This window comes from Acinetobacter brisouii CIP 110357, from assembly GCF_000488275.1.
Classification (GTDB): Bacteria; Pseudomonadota; Gammaproteobacteria; order Pseudomonadales; family Moraxellaceae; genus Acinetobacter; species Acinetobacter brisouii.
This window is the reverse complement of the sequence record NZ_KI530762.1, coordinates 302976-326002: the sequence shown is the minus strand read 5'-3', so window position 1 is coordinate 326002 and position 23027 is coordinate 302976. Positions and strand designations below refer to the sequence as shown.

The window sequence follows — 23027 nt, the reverse complement described above, 5'->3', positions numbered from 1 at the left end:
TCATTATAACCACTGTTCAATCATTACGCAAACGTCTTTTACATATATTTTTCAGGTCTAACGACGTTTCATAAACCAGTTGTAGAGTAAGCTAAAATAGCGCAATGATGAAAATGTTTGATAAGGGATTAAATTCAAACCTCCACTAATATTTATCAGCCTCACTATCAGCCTATTCTTAACCATTACAAGGATCAAAACACAGGTTCATTTTTTAAAATTATGAATTTTATTTACAGATTACACCATCCCTGATGATAACAATCGGTATCGACCAATCCAGTCAATAATTATATGTATGTACGTAGGTTTACTTTTTCATATTTAGGCTAATTATTCTGAGTTGCACTAAGCAGTTTTTAATACAAATTCAATGGCCCGATTGAGTAGATCATTGCCCTGTAGAAAATAGTGCAATGGGGATTTTTTTAAATGGTCAATTTGCTGAATTTGCTCACCATCAAAGATGGCAATTTTGTCATCATCATCTAAGAATTTTTGTAAAACTTCTGGTGTCATCTCAGGGTGAAATTGAAATCCTAAAATATTATGGCCAATCTGATACATCTGATTACGGCAAGTGGAATTTTCCGCTAAATGAATCGCACCTTTTGGAAGGTCAAAAGTTTCACTATGCCACTGTAAAACATTAAATTCCCTAGGTAATTCAAAACAATGCTTGGGCACATTATCAATACGATAAACGGTTGTCCAACCCAATTCTTTGTGCGCATGGCGATTCACCGCCGCCCCCAAAGCACTGGCAATCAGTTGCCCTCCCAAACACAAACCTATGGCGGGCTTGCCTGTTGCCAAATAACGTCGGATCCAGCGCTTTTCTAGCTTTAGCCACGGGTAATTCACCTCATCATTGACACTCATTTCACCGCCCATAATGATCAATAAGTCAACATCTTCAATTTGAGGCAGCGCTTCAATTTCCAGCAAGGTGTCGCTAGGTAAGGCAAAAAATTCGGTCGCAGTGATTTTAGCTTGATGAGCTTTTAAAAAATCATAGCAGCTTCCAAACCCCTCTCCTGCAATATGTTGAAAGTAATGAACTTTTAAACCTGATTTCATGCATTATTATCCTATAATTGCAATGATTAAGCTTTAATTAGCAAAAATGACGCCAACTTTTAGAAAAAATCAGGTTTTTTGAATTTTTTTTATTTCTATTATTTTTTATACGTGAATCGCTTAAATTAATATCAGCCTTTTGCTTTGCAGAGTATGAACTTTGAAAAAATCTTCACAAACCGAACTAATTCACGCACCAAGATTAGCGCCACAATATATTAAAACCATTCAGCCTCCCCTTTATCGCGCATCAACCATTATTTTTGAAAACACCTCCAAGCTCTTTGATCGACACTGGAGTGACCGTTACGATTATAGTTATGGGACGCATGGCACCCCAACCACCTACACGCTTGCAGATAAAATCGCACAACTAGAAAATGGCAATTATTGTTTGCTAGCACCAAGTGGTTTATCTGCGATTAATTTGGTGAATTCTGCATTATTGCAATCAGGTGATGAGGTTTGGGTTCCTGATAATATTTATGGCCCAGGCATGGCGCATTTGCGTTATTTACAACAAAGTTTTGGTGTTATCGTCCAAGTATATGACCCACTTGACCATCACAGTTTTCAACCCTCAACAAAAGCCAAATTAGTCTGGTTAGAAGCAGCAGGTTCCGTTACTTTAGAGTTTCCAGACTTAATTAATCTCGTTAAAAAAGCCAAACAGCATCAAATCATGACTGTGCTTGATAATACTTGGGGCGCAGGACTGGCGTTTAATGCTTTTGATTTTTCCGATGAGCATTTGGCTGTCGATATCACTGTACATGCTCTCACCAAATACCCAAGCGGTGGTGGTGATATTTTAATGGGCAGCGTAGTGACACAAGAACATAAGCTACACTTAAAATTATTACATATGCATGCCACTCAAGGAATTGCGGTTTCTGGTGATGACTGCGCGCAAATTCAGCGTAGCCTTGCACACATGCAACTGCGTTATCAGCAGCAATCACATAGCGCTCAAGAAATTCTACACTGGTTAAAGCAACAACCTCAGTTTCAGCAAGTCCTCCATCCCAGTGATGCGTTATCACCTGGGCATCAATATTGGCAGCAAGTTTGCCAGAGTCAGCAAAGTGCCGGTTTAGTCAGTGTAATCTTTCAAGAAAATTACACGCTTGAATCCATACGACGCTTCTGTGATGCTCTACAATTGTTTAAGCTCGGATTTAGTTGGGGTGGCCCCGTTAGTCTCGTGATGCTGTACGACTTAACCGAAATGCGCAGCTTAAAATCAGCACATCTTGCACAGGGTTTCTTGGTTCGTTTTTGTATCGGACTAGAATCTAGCGAAGACTTGATTAGAGATATTGAACAGGCTTTGCAAGCGCTATAAATTGGGTATTCTGCTTGGTCAGCAAGACAAAACCAAGCAGAAATTTATAAAATTTATTTATTTTTCATAACCATAAATATTTTATGACAATAACCATAAACTGGTTAAAAAAAATCCATAAATAAATTCTGTATTTTTCTTCAATATCTATTGTTTTTTAATTTTTAAAAATATATTTTAAAAGTATCTTTAATAGAAAAAACCATTATAAAGGTCTCAACATGACTCCAGAGCATATCGAACTTGTAAAATCCACTGTTCCTGTACTTCGTGAAAATGGGGTTGCACTGACCTCATATTTTTATAAACGTATGTTGGACAACCATCCTGAATTAAAAAATGTGTTTAACCTTGATCACCAAAGCACTGGTCGTCAACCTCGTGCGCTTGCTGCAGCAGTTTTGGCATATGCAGAGCATATTGAAAACCCAAGTGTTCTGGCTAAAGCCGTAGACCATATTACCAACAAGCATGTCAGTCTCAACATTCAAGCCGATCAATACTCGATTGTTGGTGAAAATCTACTGCACTCTATTAGTGAAGTGTTAAATGTTCCGTTTGAATCTGAGTTGATCGAAGCATGGAAACAGGCGTATTTGCAACTTGCAGATATTTTAATTAATGCTGAAAAACAAAAATATGAGCAACTGGCTACACAAACAGGTGGCTGGGCTGGCTGGCGTAGTTTTGAAATTACCGAGATTGATGCACTTGAATCTGGGAAACGCTTCACGCTTAAACCAACAGATGGTAATGCTGTTACTACAGGTAAAGCAGGCGCTTATATTTCAGTAAAAGTCAAAGTACCTGCTCAGGGGATTGAACAACCTCAGCAATTCAAATTTTCAGCACAACAAGACAATACCGAATATCATATTGAAGTGCTTCCTGAAGCAAATCATAGCGAATATGATGTTGCTAACATCTTATTGGCAAACTATCAGATCGGCGATCAGGTTCAGGTATCTGCACCTTTAGCTGACTAATTCTGTCGTGATTTATGTGCAGTCATTAACAAAAGTTCCGTTTTTCTTGCTTTAGTATTAATATCTGCACATAAATATTACCAATTTCCACCTATGCAATTAAATAAGTTTACCGATTATGCGTTACGCATTCTGATTACGATTGCGCAAACACGACAAGCTCCCTATACCATTGCCGAGCTTGCAGACTGTCTGTATGTACCAGCCAATCATCTGGTCAAAATTGTGCATTTTATGGCAAAACAACATTGGATCATCACCACTCGCGGTAAAGGTGGCGGTATTCGTCTAAATCCAGATGCTCTCAGTATTCGCCTTGGCGATTTAGTTAAGATTTTGCAAGGTGAAGTCAACATTGTGGAATGCAACAACCCACCGTGTGTACTACGCTCTAAATGTGGTCTGAAAAGCATTCTCGATCAGGCAGTAGATCAATTTTATTTAAGCCTCAACGCCTATACGCTTGGGCAAGTTCTCGACACATCAACCCCCAATAGCGTGGCAGAACACTCGCCTATTTCACTGCTGAACTTATAAAAAAACTGAAAATTCGCACCGCAGTGCAGCTTGCTTTATACTATGCAGGACATTTTTTATCTCGCGTGAAATCTATCTATGCATCGTTATGCAAAATCTAAAGACACCAAAGCGAGACTCGCACCCAAACAAAAGATTAGCTATGAAAAACAGCCTGATCCTGCGATTACAGGTTATGCGGTGCAGTCTCTCAACTGGTTACGCCAAGCCGAATTCTTAATGAGTGCACCTAAACTCGCACTTTGTGTCGAAGATACAGGTTATGAAATTGCATTTGCAGGTCGGTCTAACGCTGGTAAATCCAGTGCAATTAACGCCTTAACCAATCAAAAGCAATTGGCACGTGCATCCAAAAAACCAGGACGCACCCAAATGATCAACTTTTTCAGCTTAGGCAACCCCAATCAACGCCTCGTAGACTTACCAGGTTACGGTTATGCGGCAGTTCCTGAAGAAATGAAGCGCGTTTGGCAAAAAGAGCTAGAAAATTATTTGATTCATCGCGAAAGCCTGCAAGGCTTGGTTCTGTTGATGGATATTCGCCATCCATTACAACATTTTGACTTGATGATGCTGGAGTGGGCACATTCTCGTAAACTGTTTGTGCATATTTTATTGACAAAAGCGGATAAGCTAAACCGAGGCCCAGCCAGTAAAGCACTGATTGAAGTCAAGCAAGCTCTCAAGAAAATGAAGCTACAGTTTTCCATCCAACTGTTTTCTTCTCTCAACAAACAAGGTCTTGAAGAACTGGCATCGGTTATGGCGGGGCGCTTGCACTATATTTTAGATGACAATAAGCAGGTTATTGATATTAATAGTATTCCTGAAGCATCAGATGCAGATATAGATGATGCCGATGATGATAGCGAAGATATTGTAGAATCAGACACACCATAAATAAAAAAAGGCATGTTCATGACATGCCTTTTTTATTGAACAAAATTCTGTTTTACTGGAATACCACTGTTTTGTTGCCATCCACAATAATACGATCTTCCAGATGCCACTTCACCGCACGGGCAAGCACATTACGCTCAACATCTTCGCCCAATTCACGTAGTTGCTCAACATTATACTGGTGACCAACACGCTCAACATCCTGCTCAATAATCGGCCCTTGATCCAGTTCAGCCGTCACATAGTGCGCTGTTGCACCAATCAGTTTCACGCCTTTTTCATAGGCTTGCTTGTAAGGATTTGCTCCCACAAAAGCAGGCAGGAATGAATGGTGAATATTGATAATTTTCATCGGCCATTTTGTGACAAAATCTTCATTTAAGATCTGCATATAACGTGCAAGAACCAGCAAGTCATTTCCTTGCATCAATTCGTCAATTTGCGCATATGCTTCGACTTTATTGTCTTTAGTCACTTTGACTACAGTAAATGGAATACCGAAGTTCTCAACTGCTTCACGAAGATCTTCATGATTTGAAATGACTTGAGTAATTTCGCACGGTAGTGAGCCACGCGCATGACGCCACAACAACTCAAGTAAGGCGTGATCAACTTTTGAAACCAAAATACCGACTTTTTTCACATCACCAACAAAGGCCAAACGCCATTGCATTTCATAACGCTCTGCGACATTGGTGTCAAAGGTTTGTAATAAGGTATCTTTACGACTCTGTAAATGATCAAGTTCAAACTCAACACGCATGAAGTAACGCCCGCCCTGAGCTTCTGTAGCATACTGGTCAAGTGCGGTAATGTTCGCTCCTTGATGATACAAAAAACTCGATACAGCTTGCACGATTCCTGGCTTGTCTTCGCAAGTAATCAGCAAACGTGCAGTATTGGCAGTGGTCATGTTCATGTTGCTCTATATCACTTATTCATACAAAAAAGATAGCCGAATATTATACTCTTTTTTTTGAATATTCACATATAGCTTTTTATTGCGATACTTTGAGCTTGAGTTGAGTAAACCAATCCGATGACTCAATACTGTTCAGCAATGCCTCATAAGTTGCTCGACTTTCGCCCAGCAAATAAGGCCCTTCCAAAAATAACATCTGGCGTAATGCCTGCCAGATCCATTTGTCTTCGAGCTGGTTTTGGTCATCCAGATGCCCTGTCATAAACAGGAAATTCGTCCAGTTGGTCAATACAATCCAGATGTTAACAATGAGTGCCTCAATTTCTACAGTGGTCATTTTCATGAGTCCAGCATCAACAAATGCCTGATAAATACACTGTCCTTGATGCATCACCTGCCGCGCAAACTGTGTATATTGCTGCTTAAACTTTTCATCATTTTCAGCTAGATGATACACATCCCGATGCAAAAACCGATAACGCCAGAGCTGCTCGCTCAGTACCTGAAAGTAATGAATCTTGTCATCTGCATTGACCAGGCGGTTTTGCGGAAGTGCCAACATTTCTAAGGTTTCACGCTGATACTGATCCGTCAGTGCTTTTATAATTTCCTGTTTATTACGAAAATGATAATACAAGTTACCAGGACTCATCTCGAGAGCCGAAGCAATATGATTGGTGGTCACGGCACGCTCACCACGCTCATTAAACAATTGCAGACTCAAGTTTAAGATACGCTGTTTCGTTTTTACTGTTTTTGTTTGCGACATTCACTACAACCAAATTTTACCCAAAAACCGTTACAGCCTAGCACAATTCTACGCTTGACTGATTAGAGTTTTTACTCTAAAAATATTCTTCATCAACAATATGCAAAGGAGGCATCTCACATGCAAACCATGACCTCAAACTCTCCTGAGCTTATTGAGCAACAACTGATTCAAATTCTACAACAGCAAAAACAAGCCTATCAGCTTTATCCAATGCCATCGGCAAAAGATCGGATCGAACGTTTAAACCGACTCAAAGCAATTTTGGTTAAATATCAAGACCAATTTGCTGAGGCGATCAGTCAGGATTTTGGCAATCGCGCACTTGGCGAAACCCGTATCGGCGAAATTCTCACCTGCCTTGAACAGATTCGCTATTATCGTAAACATCTGACTGCATGGATGAAACCTGAAAAACGCCACATTAGCTGGTTACACCAACCTGCAAAAGGCTGGGTGCAATATCAACCACTTGGGGTTGTCGGAATTATTGCACCATGGAATTACCCATTGCTATTGTCGATTGGTCCATTGATCTGTGCGCTTGCTGCAGGCAATCATGCCATGATCAAAGTTTCGAGTGCCTCTGCACATTTTGGCAAAATGCTCGACAAGGCCTTATCAGAAGCTTTTCCTTGTGAGTTAGTCGCTGTTGTGAATGGAGGCGGTACGATTTCCGATGCGTTTAGCCACTTGCCTTTTGACAAAATAATTTTTACTGGCTCAACCAATGTGGGCAAAACTGTCATGCAGGCAGCCGCAAAAAACCTAGTCCCTGTAATTTTGGAATTGGGGGGTAAGTCACCTGTTTTAGTGCATCACTCCATGCACATGAAAGATGTAGCATTACGGGTAGCTGCAGGGAAACTGTGGAATGCAGGACAAACCTGCGTTGCACCTGATTATATTTTCCTGCCTAAAGGTAAAACTGCCGAATTTGTAGAACATTTCAAGATTGCGGTACAACATATGTACCCTGATATTGCCAATAATCAGGATTACACTGCGATTATTAATGACAAGCAATATTTACGCTTGCATCGCTATTTGGAAGATGCTCAGCTTTCAGGTGCAAAAGTGATTGAAATTAATCCCAAAAATGAGTTGCTCAGCACCCAGCGTAAAATTGCACCCACTTTGGTTGCAGGTGCTACCACTGAGATGCAGCTCATGCAGCATGAGATCTTTGGGCCGATTCTTCCAATTATGGAATATGAAGATATTGAGCAAGTCATCGACTTTATTAATCGCAGACCGCGCCCACTTGCGTTATACTACTTCGACTTTGATCAGGCTCGTGCCGATTATGTCGCTGAACGAACCCACTCAGGACACTTTGGTCAAAACATGGTTCTCAGCCATGTTGCACAAGATGATTTGCCTTTCGGCGGCATCGGTGCATCAGGTATGGGGAAATATCATGGACCAGAAGGCTTTTTCAATTTGTCACATGAACGCTCGATGATGTCAAATCCTAAACTCTATAGTTTAAAATTTGTACTACCGCCGTTTAATAAACCGATTTACAAATTGATTTCCAAAGCTTTGCTGCGCTAAATGATCAAGGCATGAGCTATCGTTTCAAGTCATGTGGTGTTTTAAACAAAATTGCTTGTCTTTTAATCGCATTTTTGGTATAAAACGCCCCTTGAATAAATTCAATCTGTTTGTTTTATGACTGGCCACAGGCTTGCTGTTGGCTAAATCATCAATGGAGTTCCACCATGTCTAAGGTTTGCCAAGTTACCGGCAAGCGTCCAGTCGTTGGTAACAACGTCTCACACGCAAACAACAAAACCAAGCGCCGGTTCGAGCCGAACCTGCACCACCACCGTTTTTGGTTAGAAAGCGAAAAACGTTTTGTACGTATTCGTTTGTCTACTAAGGGTATGCGTATCATCGACAAATTGGGCATTGAAAAGGTTGTAGCTGATCTTCGTGCTCAAGGTCAAAAGATCTAAGGAGTCATCGTAATGCGTGACAAAATTCGCCTAGTTTCTTCAGCAGGTACAGGTTATTTCTATACGACTACGAAGAACAAACGTACTATGCCGGAAAAAATGGAAATCAAAAAATTTGATCCAAAAATCCGTCAACACGTTATTTTCAAAGAAGCTAAAATCAAATAATTTTAGTTTTCGAAAAAACGACTCCTATTGGAGTCGTTTTTTTTGCCTTTTTTTTAAGGTTATGGTTAATATCTATAAAATAGGTTTTTTCACAATAATTTACACCTTCTCTATTTTTCTCTCTGCACAAAATTGAAATCTGTTTCAATCCTGTACGGGGGCAAGCAGATAGGCTGGCGAAACAAACCTCATCTTTCATTTATATCTTTTTTCTTTTTCTCACACTTTTGAGGAGCCAGTTGTGCCGCATAATGTTGACCTGATTGTTTTACTCGCTGTGGGTTTTGGTCTAGCGTTATTGTGTGGCTATATCTCTGCACGACTACGACTCCCTCCACTCATCGGTTATTTAATCGCAGGGATTTTAATTAGTCCCAATACTCCAGGTATTGAAGCTGATTTAGGTCTTGCCAACCAACTGGCTGAACTAGGCGTCATGTTTTTAATGTTTGGCGTGGGTATGCATTTCTCGCTCAAGGATTTACTCCAAGTGAGACGCATTGCTTTACCTGGTGCTATCTTGCAAATTGCTGTTGCAACGTTGCTCGGACTGGCTGTTGCCATGTTCTGGGGATGGTCTTTTGGCTCAGCGTTGGTATTTGGTCTGAGCCTGTCATGCGCAAGTACTGTTGTCCTGCTTAAAGCACTCAGCGATCAGGGATTACTCGAATCTGTGAATGGTAAAATCGCTGTAGGCTGGCTCTTGGTCGAAGATTTGGTCATGGTCTTGGTTCTGGTGATTTTGCCCGCAACTGCTGTTTTGCTGGGAGGTAAAGCGTTAGATCATGGTCATGTAGCATCAACCAGCATTTGGCTAACACTTGGGCTAACATTACTCAAAGTTGCAGGCTTTATTGCCTTTATGCTGATTATTGGTAAGCGCCTTGTGCCGATGATCATGCAGTTTGTTGTACGCTTAGGCTCTCGTGAGTTATTTACCCTGACTGTGGTTGCCTGTGCCGTGTCGATTGCCTACGGTTCTTACGCCATTTTTGGGGTATCCATGGCTTTAGGGGCATTCTTTGCAGGAATGGTGGTCAAGGAGTCTGATTTTAGTCACCGTGCCGAAGAAGAAACTCTCCCCCTGCGTGAAGTTTTTTCTATTTTATTTTTCGTGTCTGTTGGCATGCTGTTTGACCCGCATATTATCGTCGAGCAGCCTTTACATATTTTGGCTGTTGTTGCGATTATCATGTTGGGAAAAACCCTCGCAGCGATGGGTCTTGTGCTGTTTTTCCGCTATCCGATCAATACCGCACTAACTGTTGGAGCAAGTCTGGCACAAATTGGCGAATTTTCATTTATTCTTGCAACGCTCGGTATTTCCTTAGGGTTATTAACCACCTCAGCGCAAAACCTGATTTTGGCAGGTGCTTTGTTCTCGATTACCTTAAATTCATTTGTATTTTCAGCAATTGAACCAGCCCAACGCTGGATTCGAGCACGTTCGCATCTGGCTCGGTTACTCGAACGTAGCAGCGACCCTCTTGCAATGTTGCCCGATGAAATGGATCAATCTTATTTGCGGGATCAAGTCGTAATTGTGGGCTATGGCGAAGTTGGGCGACGTGTTACCAAAACATTAATGGAACAAAATATTAAAGTCGTGATTGCCGAAGAAAATCGTGAAATTGTAGAAAAACTGCGAGGAAAAGAGATTGCGGCAGTCAGTGGTGCTGCGACTGAGCCTAGCGTTCTCATCCAAGCCCATATCATGCATGCCCGTATGCTGATTATATCGCCGATGGATATTCTCGACATTCACCGTATTGTCGATATTGCCAAACAGCTTAACCCTCAAATTCAGGTTTTGGTTTGCGCTGAAAATAAAGAAGAAGCTGAAGTGATTCGGGCGGATGCGATTGGCGAGGTGTTTTATGCCAAGGAAGAAATGGCCATCAATATGAGCAAGCATATTTTGCATCAGATTGAACTGGCGCATCAGCATTAGATATTAAAACTCTATACTGTGATATGGATATAAAAAAACGTACAGTGTTGACTGTACGTTTTTTATATGGATTTGAAATTAACTGAAGATTTTCGGGGGTTCATCCATTACTTCAGCCTGCCATTGGTTCGCCTGTTTTTCAATCAGCCCCAAAAGTGCTGCCTGAATCATGTGCTGTGCAACCATAGCCGTGTTCTCACCAAGCAATGCACGCACTTCATCATTAAACTGAATCGTAACTAGAGGTGCATTTTCGGAGCCCGCATTACGTAGTGCCAACTCACCATTTTCTAGCTGTACAAGCTCAAGAACCGCGTCCTGATTACCAAATAACTCTTTCAATTGCTGTATAGACATACGACCTCCATACGCACCAGAAATGCAAAGATTTACACTAACTTATATCGGTGCAAAAATGCAAAATTCAAGGTGTTAAAATTCGACCATTTCATTACGAAAACCATCGATCAGGCGGCTTAACTCCCGATGCCATTCACGCAAAATTTCAATGTCTGGCAACCATGACTGAGGTCCTTGAGTCACTTTGATAATTAAATTGGATGATGTTTCCTGCTCAGGTGCTGGAGCAGTCGGTTCAGGCGCATACTGACACATACGGTAAGCGTGTTTTAGCTCTGCAATAAAACCATCTCGGGCTAATTGTTGCATGACAGTCACTTCAGGTGATACCTGCCCTTTTTCTGCCATATGCTCTTCAATCGACTTTAAGGTTGGCTGCATGTCATTCAAACGATAATAACGAACCAGTTCCTGTAAAAATGCCAGAATCGCACCATGTAAATGAAACACTGCAGCTTCACGATATGCCTGAACTTGTTGAACATGATCAGTTTGTTCTGCTTGCAAACATGCTAAACGCGCAAAATATAATTTTTGATTGGTACGATCGGCATGGTAGCGAGCAACACGTGACATAATGATTCCCTTTCAATAATCTAAGATAACCTGTTCATAGATTAGCGCCAGTACTGTGCTTTGAATATAGTTTTTTCATGTTTTTATAGAAAAAAAGAAGGTTTAAATACCTTCCTTTTTCAATACTGGCTTATTCTTCTGCGGCTTTCACACGAATACCAACACCTTTAAGTTTCAAGGTATTTAAACCTTTAATGGCTTTGATGGCATCTCGGGCATGTGGCATTTCCACAAAGCCGAAACCTTTGGATTTTCCTGTAGCCTGATCCATGACAATCACGCAAGAATCGACCTGACCGTATTGCTCAAATAATTCCAGCAGCTCAGCTTGAGTAATCGAGCGTTCCAAGTTACGAACTAAAATTTTCATGTATAAACCTTTTGATGGTGAATTAAATAACTGCCTGAATGTCTTTGACGCTTAGTCAAAATCCAGGCCAAATGTAATACGGGTTGGTGGTTTTTTCTGGGAGAATCCCGTCTGGGCTGCGGGTATCCGCTTATGCGCTTCAACATTCACCAGTGATAAGGGCAAATCATTCAAGAAATAACTGCTAATTTTACGCCCAAGCTCATCGGTTTGATCGTATGCCCAGTGATTTAAATCCTGCTTGGTTAAAATTAATTCATTTTTTGCACGTGTTAACGCGACATACAATACACGTCGCTCTTCTTCAACAGCATCAAAATCACCCTGAGCGCGTGCATGCGGATACTGATTGACCGTTAAATGTGGCACATAACACACCTGTTGCTCGGTGCCTTTTGCTGAATGCACCGTAATCAGGGTCACGACATCCTGATCACTTGCCCGCTCCACTTCTGAGACAGAAATCGGTTCGAGGACATATTCTTCAAGAAATTCGCCCAAAGCCCCATGTTTTTGTGCCAGTTGCTTCACCAAATCAAAATCTTTGACACGGCGCGCCCAGTCCTGATTTTGATAATTCTGTGCCAGCTGTTCAGTCAAGGCATCCACTGCCAAGCCAATACACTGTTGTACTTCATGCTGTAATATCGAGAGCTGTTTTAAAATTAAAATCGCGGCTGGTGACACTTTGCCATGTAGTTCCAAGCGTGCACATCGTGCCTCTAAACTATCCAAAGCGATCAGCTCGCTGGTCAGTCGGCTGGCACCGACATCACCGACACCATTCCATAAGGTTAAAAACCGCATCCATGCAATATCATCTTGCGGGTTGGCAGCAACTCGCAGCAAGCTCAGCAAGTCTTTGACATGTGCAGCTTCCAGCAGCTTGGTTCCGCCAATAAAACGATAAGGAATCGCCATTTTAATAAATGCACTTTCAAGATACCGCGCAGCATAGGAGGAGCGCACCAAAACCATGTGCTGATTCCATGCCGTATCTTGCTGATAGCGCTGTTTTAAATCTTGGGCAATCCAGTTGGCTTCTTCAAACTCATTCGGAAAAACATGTAAATGTGGTTTCTGTCCTGCACCCCGATGTGCACTCAACTGCTTGTTATATTCAATCGGGCTATTTTTTAACAACCAGTTAGATAAATCCAGAATTTCCTGTGTAGAGCGGTAATTCTGCTCTAAAGTCAGCACTTGAGCATCGGGAACACGTGTTTTGAAATGATGAATATTTTCAAAGTCTGCCCCACGAAACCCATAAATCGACTGGGCATCATCACCAACACAGAACAATTGCACTCGCCCGATCAAAGGTTCCAACAATGACCATTGCAATGGATTGGTATCCTGCATTTCATCGACCAGCATCACCGAACACAGTCGGCTGACCCAATCCACCAATGCAGGTGACTGCTGCAAATGCCCTGCCACAATCGCTAAAATATCATCATAATCAAGGTAATTACGCTCCTGCTTGCGCTGTTCGTACTGGCGCATTACCTCTGCAATTTCCGCCTGATACGGCAATGCTTCTGGCAATTGTTGCACTAAAGCCTCAGAAAGCTTGATTCGAGTATTTCGTGCAAATGAATACAGGTCACATAATTGAGCTGCTTTGGGCAAAATATTATCGCGACCTTTACCACGCAATAACCGAAACATCATCAACTGATCATCTCGGTCAATAATACTAAACTGGGTCAATCCAAACGCTTGCGGATTACGTCGTAACAGATACATACAGAAAGTATGAAAAGTTGAGGCACGTAAACCTTGCGCGGCTGCACCCAGATATTGCTCGACTCGGGTCACAATTTCACTGGCTGCGCGGCGAGTAAAGGTCAAAATCTGAATTTGGTTGGCAGGTGTACCCTGCGCAATCAGATAAGCCGCTCGCGCAACAATGGTTTTGGTTTTGCCACAGCCTGCCCCTGCCAAAACCAGACAGTGTGCTGCGGTTGTGGTTGCAGCCTGTTTTTGTTGGGGATTTAACTCTGCGATCAGGGTATCAAGGCTCATGCAAACATCATAGGTTCAATCAGGTATTTGCTATAGTTTAACAAACTCGCCTCTATTGCTGTGAGGAACTTATGCCACTACAGCAAAGACCATAGCCAACATTTGTTATATCTAGGATGCAAGCACAGCTGTGCCCAATTGATCCCTTGCCTTTCTTTGTTGTATTTTCATATAAAAACAAGTCGTTAATAACGACCGACCTTACTGGTTTTTGTGGCTAAAGTACTTACCAGAAGACCTTGGCATATTGAAGCTGCTGTAAAGCTGAAGCAGATTCTAGCCGTAACTGTTCACGATGGGCTGCCAACCAGCCTAAAGCAAACCAAGCTTGTGGATGCTGTTCTACCTGTTGTTTAAACAATGCTTCAGCAATCAGGACATCATTGTATTGCCCTAAAATATCCTGAACAGGGCTTAGAGCATTCAGGTATTGTCGAACCTGTTTTTTATCATATAAAGAAGATATAAATTCAACACAATAACGCAAACGTTTCAATCGCTTACGCATACGATGCCACATCATATCGTTTAAATTCAAACAGTTTTCAGCATCTTTTAACAACTGCCGATGCATGTGTTTAATCTCTGCACTGGACAGTTCGGTCAAGTCATCGTCAATGTTCTGCTCATGCTGACTATCTGACGGGACTTGAATAAATTGAATCATCGCCAGCCATAATGTCGTATAAGAAGGATCTTTGAAAGTGTGCTTTTCCTCCTGATGCGGTTGAATCGGCAACTTAACATAAGGCGCACCTGCTGCACGTAACCTAGGCAGCAGTTTTTCTTCCAAAGCATCACGATCGCGAATAGTACCCAATTGATTAAACAGCGTTTTTAAAGTCACTTCCCAAGTCTGATCAGTCTGTTTAGACCAATGACCAAAAACACGTAAGGCACTACGTAAACGGCGAATCCCTACACGTGCCTGATGCACATGTTCAGCTTCATTTGATTCAGTCATCATTTCCGCAATATTTGGCAAAATCTGCTGTAGACAACTTGCAATCATTTCACGTAAAGCAATTTCGACGGGTAATTTGTTTACAAGTACAGGATTACACGCCTGTATAGCTGGCAAAGCTTTGAGTCCTTGTCGTAACTGACCACCGAGTGCAGCCTTGCTGCGGATGTCGAGCCATAATTCATAGCGCTGTACCCAATCAGTCACCAATGAAAATAGCCGATTGACTGAACCCGTTTTGAGTTCAAATTTAAGTTCATAGATGGGAAGATGATCTTTTTCAGTACGGATTTCGCCTACATCAAGCGCAACTTCGATCTGACTGTCTTGATCCTCAATATTGTGCAATGTACGAACAATATCCGTTTCAAATTGTAGGGTTAATGCCTGCGTTTCATCACCCAAAACTTCAAACAGAATCGCACCTGCTGGCGTCCCCTGATGCAATGTAACATCCACATGTGGAGCATCGGTTTCCCCCAAACTCACTTGATGCTCTAGATAACCGAGATGCTTGGCATCTTCACAGATCAAAGTCTGTATCCAGTGATTCGCTTGTAAAACCAACTGTAACTGCAATTTGGCAGCAGACAATTTGCACTCAGCAGTGTCGTAATATTGGGTTTTTACATGGATCGGCTGGGCATTTTTGTTGTGGAATACCTGAGAAACATCAACACGGTGAATCATGGGTACTTGAAACTTTAATTCGATTTCAACCATACCTATGCTCCTAACCAACACCAGAATTTAGAATCTGCGATCAAAATTTTTAAATCATTATCAATCTAAAAGTGAATCAGCATATTGTCTATATAATAAGCAAAAAAATACACCGCATACCGATGAAATGAATCGCTAGACATTCATTTCAAAGCAAATACAAAGATTTTCAGGATACTCTTGATAGCTTGTAAAAATGCAGCTGAAGCTCGCTCACAGTTTCACGGGCTTCATCCAAAAGCGAGATCAAGATCGCCTGTTTTTTTATTTTAAATTAATCTCAGATAATCAATCGACAATTAGGTGTCGGCAGAACTTGGAGGAATACGCTGAATCACTGCCGCCAAACTTAAATAATTGATTCCCTGAAACAATAAATCTAAAGCAAGGCATAGCCCCAAGAGCCAAAATGCAGCATTAGGACTGATTAAAATCAAAACACCTGTCAATAAAGTGAGGCACCCTGAAAATAAAATCCAGCCCCAGCCTTGAAACGCGCGAAATAACAGTGCCTTAAAAACACGAAGTACCCCCGCCACAACCAAAACACCCCCAACAACCTGTGTTAAAAAAATGGCTGTTCCCCACGGATGACGAAATGCCAAAAAGCCTGCGATAAAATACACCACAGCAAACAGCAACCACATCCAGCGCACACCACCATCAAAAAACTTGAATGCTGCCAATACATGAAGCATCGCTGCCAGCATCATCAATCCACCAAACAATACGACCACCGTTAAAGTGGCAAAAGGCAGGCTCAACAGCAAAATGCCCGCAAACAACACCAGTAACCAGCCAAATAACAAATACCATTTACGTTGCTGATGCAGTTGATGACGAATCAAATCATTTCCGACTGTAAGCATAGTTTTATTCTCTTATTTATTTTGTCCACCCCACTTCAATGGCAGTGGGTTTATTGAGTGTGACTTGAGCTAGGCTTTCAGGCATTTTGCTGGTGGTTGCTGAAAGTGCAATATATCCCCCCATAATTTCAGCCTGATGCTGTGGATAGCGTGGCTCCTGCTCTGGATTGGCATAACCTGAAGGGTAAATCGGCTGTCCAGAAGCAAGCTCGTATTTATCTGTTGCACCAAACGCATGCAGCAGCTCATGGGTCAATACAATATTATTCTGCGCTGCCTGCTGCCCCGATGCAAACAGATTCACCATTGCGATTCTGCCTTTCTCCAGAGCAGTCGAATGTTTTAATGCCGTGGTTTGCTCTGGATCATAATAATTGAGATACAAGGTGACTGTCGGGCGACCATCTTGCGATGTATGCTGCTGCCATGCGTAATAACGAAATTTGAGGCTCCACAGCATCACTTGTAGCACACCGGCATTTTCAGGAATTTTTGGCGGCAACTGCTTTAACTCATGCCCTAACTGGTAAATAAAATAGACTTTTTTACCGCGATATAAAGTGCTGGAATCTTGCAGAAATTGCTGGGAGCTGGCAAAAGCCTCTGTCGTTAAATGTTGAATATATTGCTCGGTTGTGGCTTGACCATCAGCATTGACAGGATGCAGCAACACCACAATCGGACGATCCCAGTTTTGATTTTGATCACGCCAAGCGTTGACTGCTACAACAAGTAAAACCAACAATAAAAATGTGACACGAATTTTTTTCCACATATCTCAAATGACCTATTTATTATTTTTTATAAAAAATGCCAGCAAATTTGCCAGCATTCTTTGAATTCTTAGAGAATATTAAATCGAAACTTAGCCTTCAACCCACTGACTGTTCTGATAAACAAGACTCCATTTGGTTGGCTTGCCTTCTGGCGTTTCCGAACCAATATACTGCGCCTGATTTTTACGGCTGAATTTCACAATCGTGGTATTGCCTTCAGGGTCTGTATCTGGAGCTTTTAACAAATACTGATATTTTGGATCAAGCTGTTCAGCAACGGTACGCAACTCGGCAACTTTCGGCGCACGGGTTTCACGGACTTTTGGAAACTTGCTGGCTGCGAGGAAAAGACCTGCTGCGCCGTCACGCAAGACAAAGAAGTCATCATGTTTGGCTGAACGTAAATGTTCCATCTTGATCGGATCAACACGAGGTGGCGCAGGTTGACCATTTTTCAAGACCTTACGAGTATTGTCACAACTGGTGCAGGCAAAGTAAGGGCCAAAACGTCCTGTCTTTAACTGCATTTCGCCATCACATTTATCACATGGAATGGTCGGCCCATCATAGCCCTTGATTTTGAACTCACCTTCTTCGAGTTCATAACCACCACAGTCTGGATTATTACCACAGACATGCAACTTGCGCCCACCATCAATCACATAGCTGTCCATCGCTGTGCCACATTTTGGACAACGGCGTTTTGACATCAGGTCAGCCGTTTCTGCACCATCATCATCAGACAAGATCGCCAAAGATTCAACAGGCGTTAAATTCAGTGTGCCTTTACAGCGCTCTTTCGGTGGCAAGTTATAGCCTGAGCAGCCCAAGAACACACCAGTTGTTCCTGTCCGAATCTGCATTGGGCGACTGCATTCAGGACAATGCACATCTGCAACTTCCACAGGCTGATTACGGCGCATGCCCTGTTCGCCCTGTGCCACATTCAAACGTTTTTTAAAGTCGCCATAGAATGTATCGAGCAACTCTTTCCAGCCACGTTCGCCAATGGCAACTTTGTCAAGCTGACCTTCCAAATCTGCCGTAAAGGCATAGTTCATCAGATTATTAAAGCTTTCATCCAAACGGTCGGTGACAATTTCACCCATTTTTTCCGCAAATAAACGACGATTTTCCAGTTTGACGTAACCACGTTCCTGAATGGTGGAAATAATCGCAGCATACGTCGAAGGTCGACCAATACCGCGTTTTTCCAGTTCTTTCACCAAAGAAGCTTCGGTAAAACGTGCAGGTGGTTTAGTAAAATGCTGACTCGGGTCAAGTTTGATCAATTGTAGTACATCACCCACTTTAACCGCAGGCAACAAGACGTCATCATCAGATTTATTGGCACCACGAACTTTGGTAAAGCCATCAAATACCAAAGTTCGACCTTTAGCTTTGAGTTCAATATCGGCTGCCTGAACCAGCAATGTCGAAGACAGATATTCGGCTGGCGTCATCTGACATGCGACAAACTGGCGCCAGATCAAGTCATATAAACGCTGTGCATCACGTTCGACACCAACCAGTTGATCACCTGCCAAAGCCACATTGGATGGTCGAATGGCTTCATGCGCTTCTTGTGCACCCGCTTTATTGCCATAACGGTTTGGCTGTGCAGGCAAATATTTAGCGCCATACTGACTAGCAATATGTTCACGTACCATATTGACCGCGTCATTACTCAAGAATGTCGAGTCAGTACGCATATAGGTAATAAAACCTGCCTCATACAAACGCTGCGCCAGCATCATGGTTTTCTTTACAGAAAAACCTAAACGTGTACTGGCCGCCTGTTGCAAGGTCGAGGTAATATACGGTGCACTTGGATTGACCTTGGTCGGTTTATCTTCGCGTTGTGCCACTTGGTACTGTGCGCCTTGCAAAGTTGCAAGTAGCTGATCAGTATCGGCTTTATTTTTTAATTTGAGAGTTTTTCCAGCCTGTTTGACTGCTTCTAAACGAATATCATCTTTTTTCGACTGGGTATCTGCAAAGACCTCCCAGTATTCTTCAGGAATAAATGCCCGAATTTCCCGCTCACGCTCTACGACAAGCTTCACAGCCACCGACTGGACGCGTCCTGCCGATAACCCTCGGGCAATTTTTTCCCACAGCAGTGGTGAAATCATAAAGCCGACTACGCGATCAAGAAAACGGCGGGCTTGCTGTGCATTGACGCGATCAATATCTAGGCGGGTTGGGTGCTTAAACGCTTCTTGAATGGCATTTTTGGTAATTTCGTTAAACACCACACGGCGATAGCGCGAATCATCACCACCAATCACTTCTCGCAAATGCCATGCAATCGCTTCCCCTTCACGGTCCAAGTCCGTTGCGAGATAGATTTCATCCACTTGTGAAGCCAGTTTTTTCAGTTCAGCAACCACATGTTCTTTGCCTGGCAAGACTTCATAATGCGCAGACCAACCGTGTTCAGGGTCAACACCCATACGGTTAATCAGGGATTGCTGAGCTTTTTGCTGTTTTTCTGCATCGGTCAGCTTGGTGCGGGTTGTGGTTTTTTTCTCACCTGTTTTGGCTGAACCGCCTGTCGGTAGGTCACGGACATGCCCTACCGAAGACTTGACGATATATTCATTCCCCAAATACTTGTTAATGGTTTTCGCTTTGGCTGGCGACTCCACAATCACCAGTGCACGCTTATTGGTCGCACTCGCGGATTGTTCTGTAGTCGTTTTAGCGCTAGACCGAGGAGCATTCGCCATAATGGTATTCGTTTCCTATTTCTAAAATTTTAAAGTTCAGCCAAAGCTGTAAGGTAGGCTTTCATTGCTTCCAGTTGGGTTGCATGTAAGTCTGCATGTTCATCCCAATATGCACCAATACAGTTCGCCTGCATATCAATAGCATAAATCCCCTTTAATGCAATGGGATAATCTTTAAATTTGTTATCACCATAGACCAGTTCAAACTTGCCGTCCTGAATTCGGGCACGCATTAAGGGCAATTTTGCTTCAGGCAGCAGCACACTGTAATACGCCACCATACTGGCGCGGTTTTCAGTGGCTTTGGGTATTTTTGTCCATTCTGGTGCTGCAATTAAGCGTGGATGCAATCCCATCTTGCGCGCTTTATCGCGCATCATGCCAAGGGCTTTTTCACGTGGGTTGACTCTTAACCCCAAGACCGAACCCAATACAAACAGCACAATAATAATGGTAATCCAAAGACCCATACCTGACGTTCTTCATTTATTCATCTTGTATTAGAGTTACATAAGCTGAATAGAAAAGGCAAGTTTTCCTGATCAAGTGCGAGTCAGCTTGCATATGTTTGCAGCCATATTTGCAATTTTTACGGATTAAAACCAGGTTATCTTTAATCAGGCTACAGCATTTTTATTGCTGTGGAGATGTATGTGTATTCAATAAAACCAGGCTTTCAAGGCACAATTCATGCGCTTCTCAATCGCATTCATCGCTTTTTTGCGCTCAGATTTTCAATCTGATGAACATTCTGCCCATCAAAATTAAATGCGTTTCTTTCAGTTCATGCTGTTTCAATGACACCACTCAGCTTTAGTAATGTGGCGGCTTATTGGTTAAAGGGTCAAACGGTGCAATCCCTTCCGATAAATCTGCGGCTTCGACACGCTGATACAAAAACTGCATTTGTTTTTGCAAATCCGCAATTTCCAAGCTTTGTCGAGCCAATTGTTCATTCAATTGTTCAACTAAATCATCTAAAAATGCAATTCGGACTTGCAAATCTTCAATGGGTGCGGAAAATGACGCTTGATCATCGTATGGTGGTTTAGTCATTTAACACTCCTCAATTTGAGATTTTAGGAAACTCTATGGCCTATATTACTTTAAGGGATGTCCAACTTGCATTTGGTGGACCTGCCCTTCTCGACGGCGCGAACTTTAATTTGGAACGTGGCGAACGAGTGTGTTTGATTGGGCGCAACGGCGAGGGTAAGTCTACTTTACTTAAACTGATTGAGGGAAGCTTATTGCCCGATCATGGTGAAGTTTTAGTGCAAAATGGCTTAACCATTTCCATGCTTGCCCAAGATGTACCAATGGATTCGGGTAAAGTTGCCGACATCGTCGCCGATGGCGCAGGTGAAGCAGCTGAAGTTTTAAAACAATATCATGCCGCAAGCGATGCCTGCGTGCTCGGCGATATGGCTGCCTGCGAACGCATGGGCGACTTACAGCACAAACTTGATCAGCTTGATGGCTGGTCACTTGAAAACAAGGTCAATACCATTTTGGGCAAAATGGGCTTAGACCCGAATGCCGACTTGGCGGATTTATCGGGTGGTCGTAAACGTCGCGTACTATTGGCTCGCGCACTTTTAACTCAACCTGATGTGCTGTTACTCGACGAACCGACCAACCATTTGGATGTTGAAAGTATCGAATGGTTAGAAAAATTCTTACTCGATCAAAATAACTTAACGCTGTTATTTATTTCGCATGACCGTGCATTTGTAGACAGCTTAGCCACACGAATTGTCGAGCTTGATCGCGGCACATTGCGTAGTTTTGAAGGCAACTATTCGCGTTACCTGGAACTGAAAGCCCAACAGCTTGAAGCTGAAGAAAAGCAAAATGCTTTGTTTGACAAAAAACTGGCTGAAGAAGAAGCGTGGATTCGCCAAGGCATTAAAGCGCGTCGTACCCGTAATGAAGGTCGTGTGCGCGCATTAAAAGCCTTACGTGAAGAATCCAAAGCACGTCGCTTCCAGCAAGGCAAAGTTAACATGGGCGTTCAGGAAGCACAGCGCTCAGGCAAACTGGTCTTTGATATTGAGCATTTAAGTGTGCAATATGGTGATCAACCACTGATTAATGACTTCTCTGCGCTGGTGATGCGTGGTGACCGTATCGGTCTTGTTGGTGATAACGGTGTCGGTAAAACCACGCTTATCAAAGCCATTTTGGGTGATGTTGAACATACAGGAACGGTAAAAACAGGCACACAGCTTGAAGTCGCGTACTTTGACCAGTTGCGAAATCAGCTTGAGCTTGAAAAATCCGTGGCTGCCAACGTTTCTGAAGGTTCTGACTTTGTCGATGTAAATGGTCAGCGCCGTCATATCTACAGTTATTTGCAAGATTTCCTGTTCTCGCCTGAGCGTGCCCGCACCCCTGTTAAAGCCTTGTCGGGTGGTGAACGTAACCGCGTCTTGCTAGCAAAACTATTGCTCAAGCCATCCAACCTGATTGTCATGGACGAACCGACCAATGACCTCGATATGGTGACGCTAGAGCTGCTTGAAGATATGCTGGCGGAGTACAAAGGCACATTGCTGTTGATCAGTCATGACCGTGCCTTTATGGACAACGTGGTAACGTCAACTTGGGTCTTTGATGGTAAAGGCGGTATTGCAGAATATATCGGTGGCTATCAGGATTATCTGTTACAACGTCCTGACGAGAAAGTGGTTGATCAGAAAGCCGATGTGAAAAAAGCGCAAGCCAAGGCCGAAGCTGAGAAACTGGCGGCCCAAGCTGCACCTAAAAGAATCAAACTCAGCTACAAAGATCAGCGCGAACTTGAGCAATTGCCTGCCGAGATTGAAAGTCTGGAAACAGAACAATCTGAACTCTCTGCGAAACTTGCCGATGGCTCATGGTTCTTAAAAGATGCTGATGCTGCAACTCAAGCCAGTCAACGCCTCGCAGAAATTGATGAACTTCTGCTGGAAAAATTAGAGCGTTGGGATGAGCTGGAAAATATGGCGAAAGGAAATTAACACCTCAA

General features: G+C 42.7%; 22 protein-coding genes. 9 read left to right on the top strand and 13 right to left on the bottom strand.

All coding sequences use genetic code 11. The features are described 5' to 3' along the window. Nucleotides 1–348: 348 nt before the first annotated feature. Entirely contained in the window at nt 349–1080 is a 732-nt protein-coding gene (locus P255_RS01510) for a type 1 glutamine amidotransferase (RefSeq protein ID WP_004899350.1), read from the bottom strand. Nucleotides 1081–1240: 160 nt separating this feature from the next. Here P255_RS01510 and P255_RS01505 point away from each other — a divergent pair, with 160 nt between their 5' ends. The 4 genes from P255_RS01505 to yihA all read left to right on the top strand — a co-directional run bounded on the left by P255_RS01505 (nt 1241) and on the right by yihA (nt 4848). Beyond that, nucleotides 1241–2425 (top strand): PLP-dependent transferase, encoded by a 1185-nt coding sequence (locus P255_RS01505; protein WP_004899348.1) that lies wholly within the window; start codon nt 1241–1243, stop codon nt 2423–2425. A 221-nt stretch (nt 2426–2646) separates the two neighbouring features. Continuing rightward, nucleotides 2647–3411 carry a globin domain-containing protein gene (locus P255_RS01500; RefSeq protein ID WP_004899346.1) on the top strand — a complete coding sequence of 255 codons (765 nt, stop codon included), beginning with the start codon at nt 2647–2649 and terminating at the stop codon, nt 3409–3411. 93 nt (nt 3412–3504) lie between these two features. Next, the gene (locus P255_RS01495) at nt 3505–3948 is read left to right on the top strand and encodes an RrF2 family transcriptional regulator (protein WP_004899342.1); all 444 of its coding nucleotides are present in this window, start codon (nt 3505–3507) and stop codon (nt 3946–3948) included. A gap of 78 nt (nt 3949–4026) precedes the next feature. After that, complete coding sequence (gene yihA, locus P255_RS01490; RefSeq protein ID WP_004899339.1) at nt 4027–4848, top strand: ribosome biogenesis GTP-binding protein YihA/YsxC; 822 nt, start codon at nt 4027–4029, stop codon at nt 4846–4848. 52 nt (nt 4849–4900) lie between these two features. Here yihA and purU read toward each other — a convergent pair whose 3' ends face one another. Together purU and P255_RS01480 are read right to left on the bottom strand one after the other, a co-directional pair. Then, on the bottom strand, nt 4901–5767 hold the full coding sequence (gene purU / locus P255_RS01485; RefSeq protein ID WP_035364929.1) for a formyltetrahydrofolate deformylase: 867 nt from the start codon (nt 5765–5767) through the stop codon (nt 4901–4903). 79 nt (nt 5768–5846) lie between these two features. Further along, nucleotides 5847–6539 carry a TetR/AcrR family transcriptional regulator gene (locus P255_RS01480; protein ID WP_004899335.1) on the bottom strand — a complete coding sequence of 231 codons (693 nt, stop codon included), beginning with the start codon at nt 6537–6539 and terminating at the stop codon, nt 5847–5849. Between the two features lie 120 nt (nt 6540–6659). On the opposite strand from P255_RS01480, the gene P255_RS01475 reads away from it, so the two are divergent. The 4 genes from P255_RS01475 to P255_RS01455 all read left to right on the top strand — a co-directional run bounded on the left by P255_RS01475 (nt 6660) and on the right by P255_RS01455 (nt 10619). Beyond that, nucleotides 6660–8096: a coniferyl aldehyde dehydrogenase gene (locus tag P255_RS01475; RefSeq protein ID WP_004899329.1), complete on the top strand. Its 1437-nt coding sequence runs from the start codon at nt 6660–6662 to the stop codon at nt 8094–8096. Nucleotides 8097–8263: 167 nt separating this feature from the next. Beyond that, a complete protein-coding gene (gene rpmB, locus P255_RS01470; protein ID WP_004754274.1) occupies nt 8264–8500 on the top strand; it encodes a 50S ribosomal protein L28 in 237 nt (78 codons plus the stop codon). A gap of 12 nt (nt 8501–8512) precedes the next feature. Next, nucleotides 8513–8668 carry a 50S ribosomal protein L33 gene (gene rpmG, locus P255_RS01465; RefSeq protein ID WP_001205031.1) on the top strand — a complete coding sequence of 52 codons (156 nt, stop codon included), beginning with the start codon at nt 8513–8515 and terminating at the stop codon, nt 8666–8668. 241 nt (nt 8669–8909) lie between these two features. Next, the gene (locus tag P255_RS01455; RefSeq protein WP_004899325.1) at nt 8910–10619 is read left to right on the top strand and encodes a cation:proton antiporter; all 1710 of its coding nucleotides are present in this window, start codon (nt 8910–8912) and stop codon (nt 10617–10619) included. Nucleotides 10620–10697: 78 nt separating this feature from the next. Here P255_RS01455 and P255_RS01450 read toward each other — a convergent pair whose 3' ends face one another. The 10 genes from P255_RS01450 to P255_RS01405 all read right to left on the bottom strand — a co-directional run bounded on the left by P255_RS01450 (nt 10698) and on the right by P255_RS01405 (nt 21073). Next, on the bottom strand, nt 10698–10976 hold the full coding sequence (locus tag P255_RS01450; RefSeq protein WP_004899321.1) for a hypothetical protein: 279 nt from the start codon (nt 10974–10976) through the stop codon (nt 10698–10700). A gap of 75 nt (nt 10977–11051) precedes the next feature. Continuing rightward, on the bottom strand, nt 11052–11555 hold the full coding sequence (locus tag P255_RS01445) for a DUF6586 family protein (RefSeq protein ID WP_004899320.1): 504 nt from the start codon (nt 11553–11555) through the stop codon (nt 11052–11054). A 130-nt stretch (nt 11556–11685) separates the two neighbouring features. Beyond that, nucleotides 11686–11925, bottom strand: coding sequence for an RNA recognition motif domain-containing protein (locus P255_RS01440; RefSeq protein ID WP_004899317.1), 240 nt, complete (start codon nt 11923–11925; stop codon nt 11686–11688). A gap of 51 nt (nt 11926–11976) precedes the next feature. Continuing rightward, entirely contained in the window at nt 11977–13953 is a 1977-nt protein-coding gene (locus tag P255_RS01435) for an ATP-dependent helicase (protein WP_004899315.1), read from the bottom strand. 226 nt (nt 13954–14179) lie between these two features. Beyond that, a complete protein-coding gene (locus tag P255_RS01430; RefSeq protein ID WP_004899313.1) occupies nt 14180–15640 on the bottom strand; it encodes a CYTH and CHAD domain-containing protein in 1461 nt (486 codons plus the stop codon). 299 nt (nt 15641–15939) lie between these two features. Next, the gene (locus P255_RS01425) at nt 15940–16509 is read right to left on the bottom strand and encodes an HdeD family acid-resistance protein (RefSeq protein WP_004899312.1); all 570 of its coding nucleotides are present in this window, start codon (nt 16507–16509) and stop codon (nt 15940–15942) included. Between the two features lie 16 nt (nt 16510–16525). Beyond that, the gene (locus P255_RS01420; protein ID WP_004899310.1) at nt 16526–17284 is read right to left on the bottom strand and encodes a hypothetical protein; all 759 of its coding nucleotides are present in this window, start codon (nt 17282–17284) and stop codon (nt 16526–16528) included. Between the two features lie 90 nt (nt 17285–17374). Further along, nucleotides 17375–20017, bottom strand: coding sequence for a type I DNA topoisomerase (topA, locus tag P255_RS01415; protein ID WP_004899308.1), 2643 nt, complete (start codon nt 20015–20017; stop codon nt 17375–17377). Between the two features lie 29 nt (nt 20018–20046). Further along, nucleotides 20047–20487, bottom strand: a complete 441-nt coding sequence (locus P255_RS01410; RefSeq protein WP_004899306.1) for a hypothetical protein — start codon at nt 20485–20487, stop codon at nt 20047–20049. 343 nt (nt 20488–20830) lie between these two features. After that, nucleotides 20831–21073 (bottom strand): SlyX family protein, encoded by a 243-nt coding sequence (locus P255_RS01405; RefSeq protein WP_004899303.1) that lies wholly within the window; start codon nt 21071–21073, stop codon nt 20831–20833. Between the two features lie 35 nt (nt 21074–21108). Between P255_RS01405 and P255_RS01400 the strand changes: the two genes are divergently transcribed. Further along, nucleotides 21109–23019, top strand: a complete 1911-nt coding sequence (locus tag P255_RS01400) for an ATP-binding cassette domain-containing protein (RefSeq protein WP_004899302.1) — start codon at nt 21109–21111, stop codon at nt 23017–23019. Nucleotides 23020–23027: the final 8 nt, after the last annotated feature.

What these genes read in the sequence shown, in the direction of transcription:
- P255_RS01510 (WP_004899350.1), bottom strand. Translation starts at nt 1,080, where the DNA reads ATGAAATCAGGTTTAAAAGTTCATTACTTTCAACATATTGCAGGAGAG.
- P255_RS01500 (WP_004899346.1), top strand. Translation starts at nt 2,647, where the DNA reads ATGACTCCAGAGCATATCGAACTTGTAAAATCCACTGTTCCTGTACTT.
- P255_RS01495 (WP_004899342.1), top strand. Translation starts at nt 3,505, where the DNA reads ATGCAATTAAATAAGTTTACCGATTATGCGTTACGCATTCTGATTACG.
- yihA (WP_004899339.1), top strand. Translation starts at nt 4,027, where the DNA reads ATGCATCGTTATGCAAAATCTAAAGACACCAAAGCGAGACTCGCACCC.
- purU (WP_035364929.1), bottom strand. Translation starts at nt 5,767, where the DNA reads ATGAACATGACCACTGCCAATACTGCACGTTTGCTGATTACTTGCGAA.
- P255_RS01480 (WP_004899335.1), bottom strand. Translation starts at nt 6,539, where the DNA reads ATGTCGCAAACAAAAACAGTAAAAACGAAACAGCGTATCTTAAACTTG.
- P255_RS01475 (WP_004899329.1), top strand. Translation starts at nt 6,660, where the DNA reads ATGCAAACCATGACCTCAAACTCTCCTGAGCTTATTGAGCAACAACTG.
- rpmB (WP_004754274.1), top strand. Translation starts at nt 8,264, where the DNA reads ATGTCTAAGGTTTGCCAAGTTACCGGCAAGCGTCCAGTCGTTGGTAAC.
- rpmG (WP_001205031.1), top strand. Translation starts at nt 8,513, where the DNA reads ATGCGTGACAAAATTCGCCTAGTTTCTTCAGCAGGTACAGGTTATTTC.
- P255_RS01450 (WP_004899321.1), bottom strand. Translation starts at nt 10,976, where the DNA reads ATGTCTATACAGCAATTGAAAGAGTTATTTGGTAATCAGGACGCGGTT.
- P255_RS01445 (WP_004899320.1), bottom strand. Translation starts at nt 11,555, where the DNA reads ATGTCACGTGTTGCTCGCTACCATGCCGATCGTACCAATCAAAAATTA.
- P255_RS01440 (WP_004899317.1), bottom strand. Translation starts at nt 11,925, where the DNA reads ATGAAAATTTTAGTTCGTAACTTGGAACGCTCGATTACTCAAGCTGAG.
- P255_RS01435 (WP_004899315.1), bottom strand. Translation starts at nt 13,953, where the DNA reads ATGAGCCTTGATACCCTGATCGCAGAGTTAAATCCCCAACAAAAACAG.
- P255_RS01430 (WP_004899313.1), bottom strand. Translation starts at nt 15,640, where the DNA reads ATGGTTGAAATCGAATTAAAGTTTCAAGTACCCATGATTCACCGTGTT.
- P255_RS01425 (WP_004899312.1), bottom strand. Translation starts at nt 16,509, where the DNA reads ATGCTTACAGTCGGAAATGATTTGATTCGTCATCAACTGCATCAGCAA.
- P255_RS01420 (WP_004899310.1), bottom strand. Translation starts at nt 17,284, where the DNA reads ATGTGGAAAAAAATTCGTGTCACATTTTTATTGTTGGTTTTACTTGTT.
- topA (WP_004899308.1), bottom strand. Translation starts at nt 20,017, where the DNA reads ATGGCGAATGCTCCTCGGTCTAGCGCTAAAACGACTACAGAACAATCC.
- P255_RS01410 (WP_004899306.1), bottom strand. Translation starts at nt 20,487, where the DNA reads ATGGGTCTTTGGATTACCATTATTATTGTGCTGTTTGTATTGGGTTCG.
- P255_RS01405 (WP_004899303.1), bottom strand. Translation starts at nt 21,073, where the DNA reads ATGACTAAACCACCATACGATGATCAAGCGTCATTTTCCGCACCCATT.
- P255_RS01400 (WP_004899302.1), top strand. Translation starts at nt 21,109, where the DNA reads ATGGCCTATATTACTTTAAGGGATGTCCAACTTGCATTTGGTGGACCT.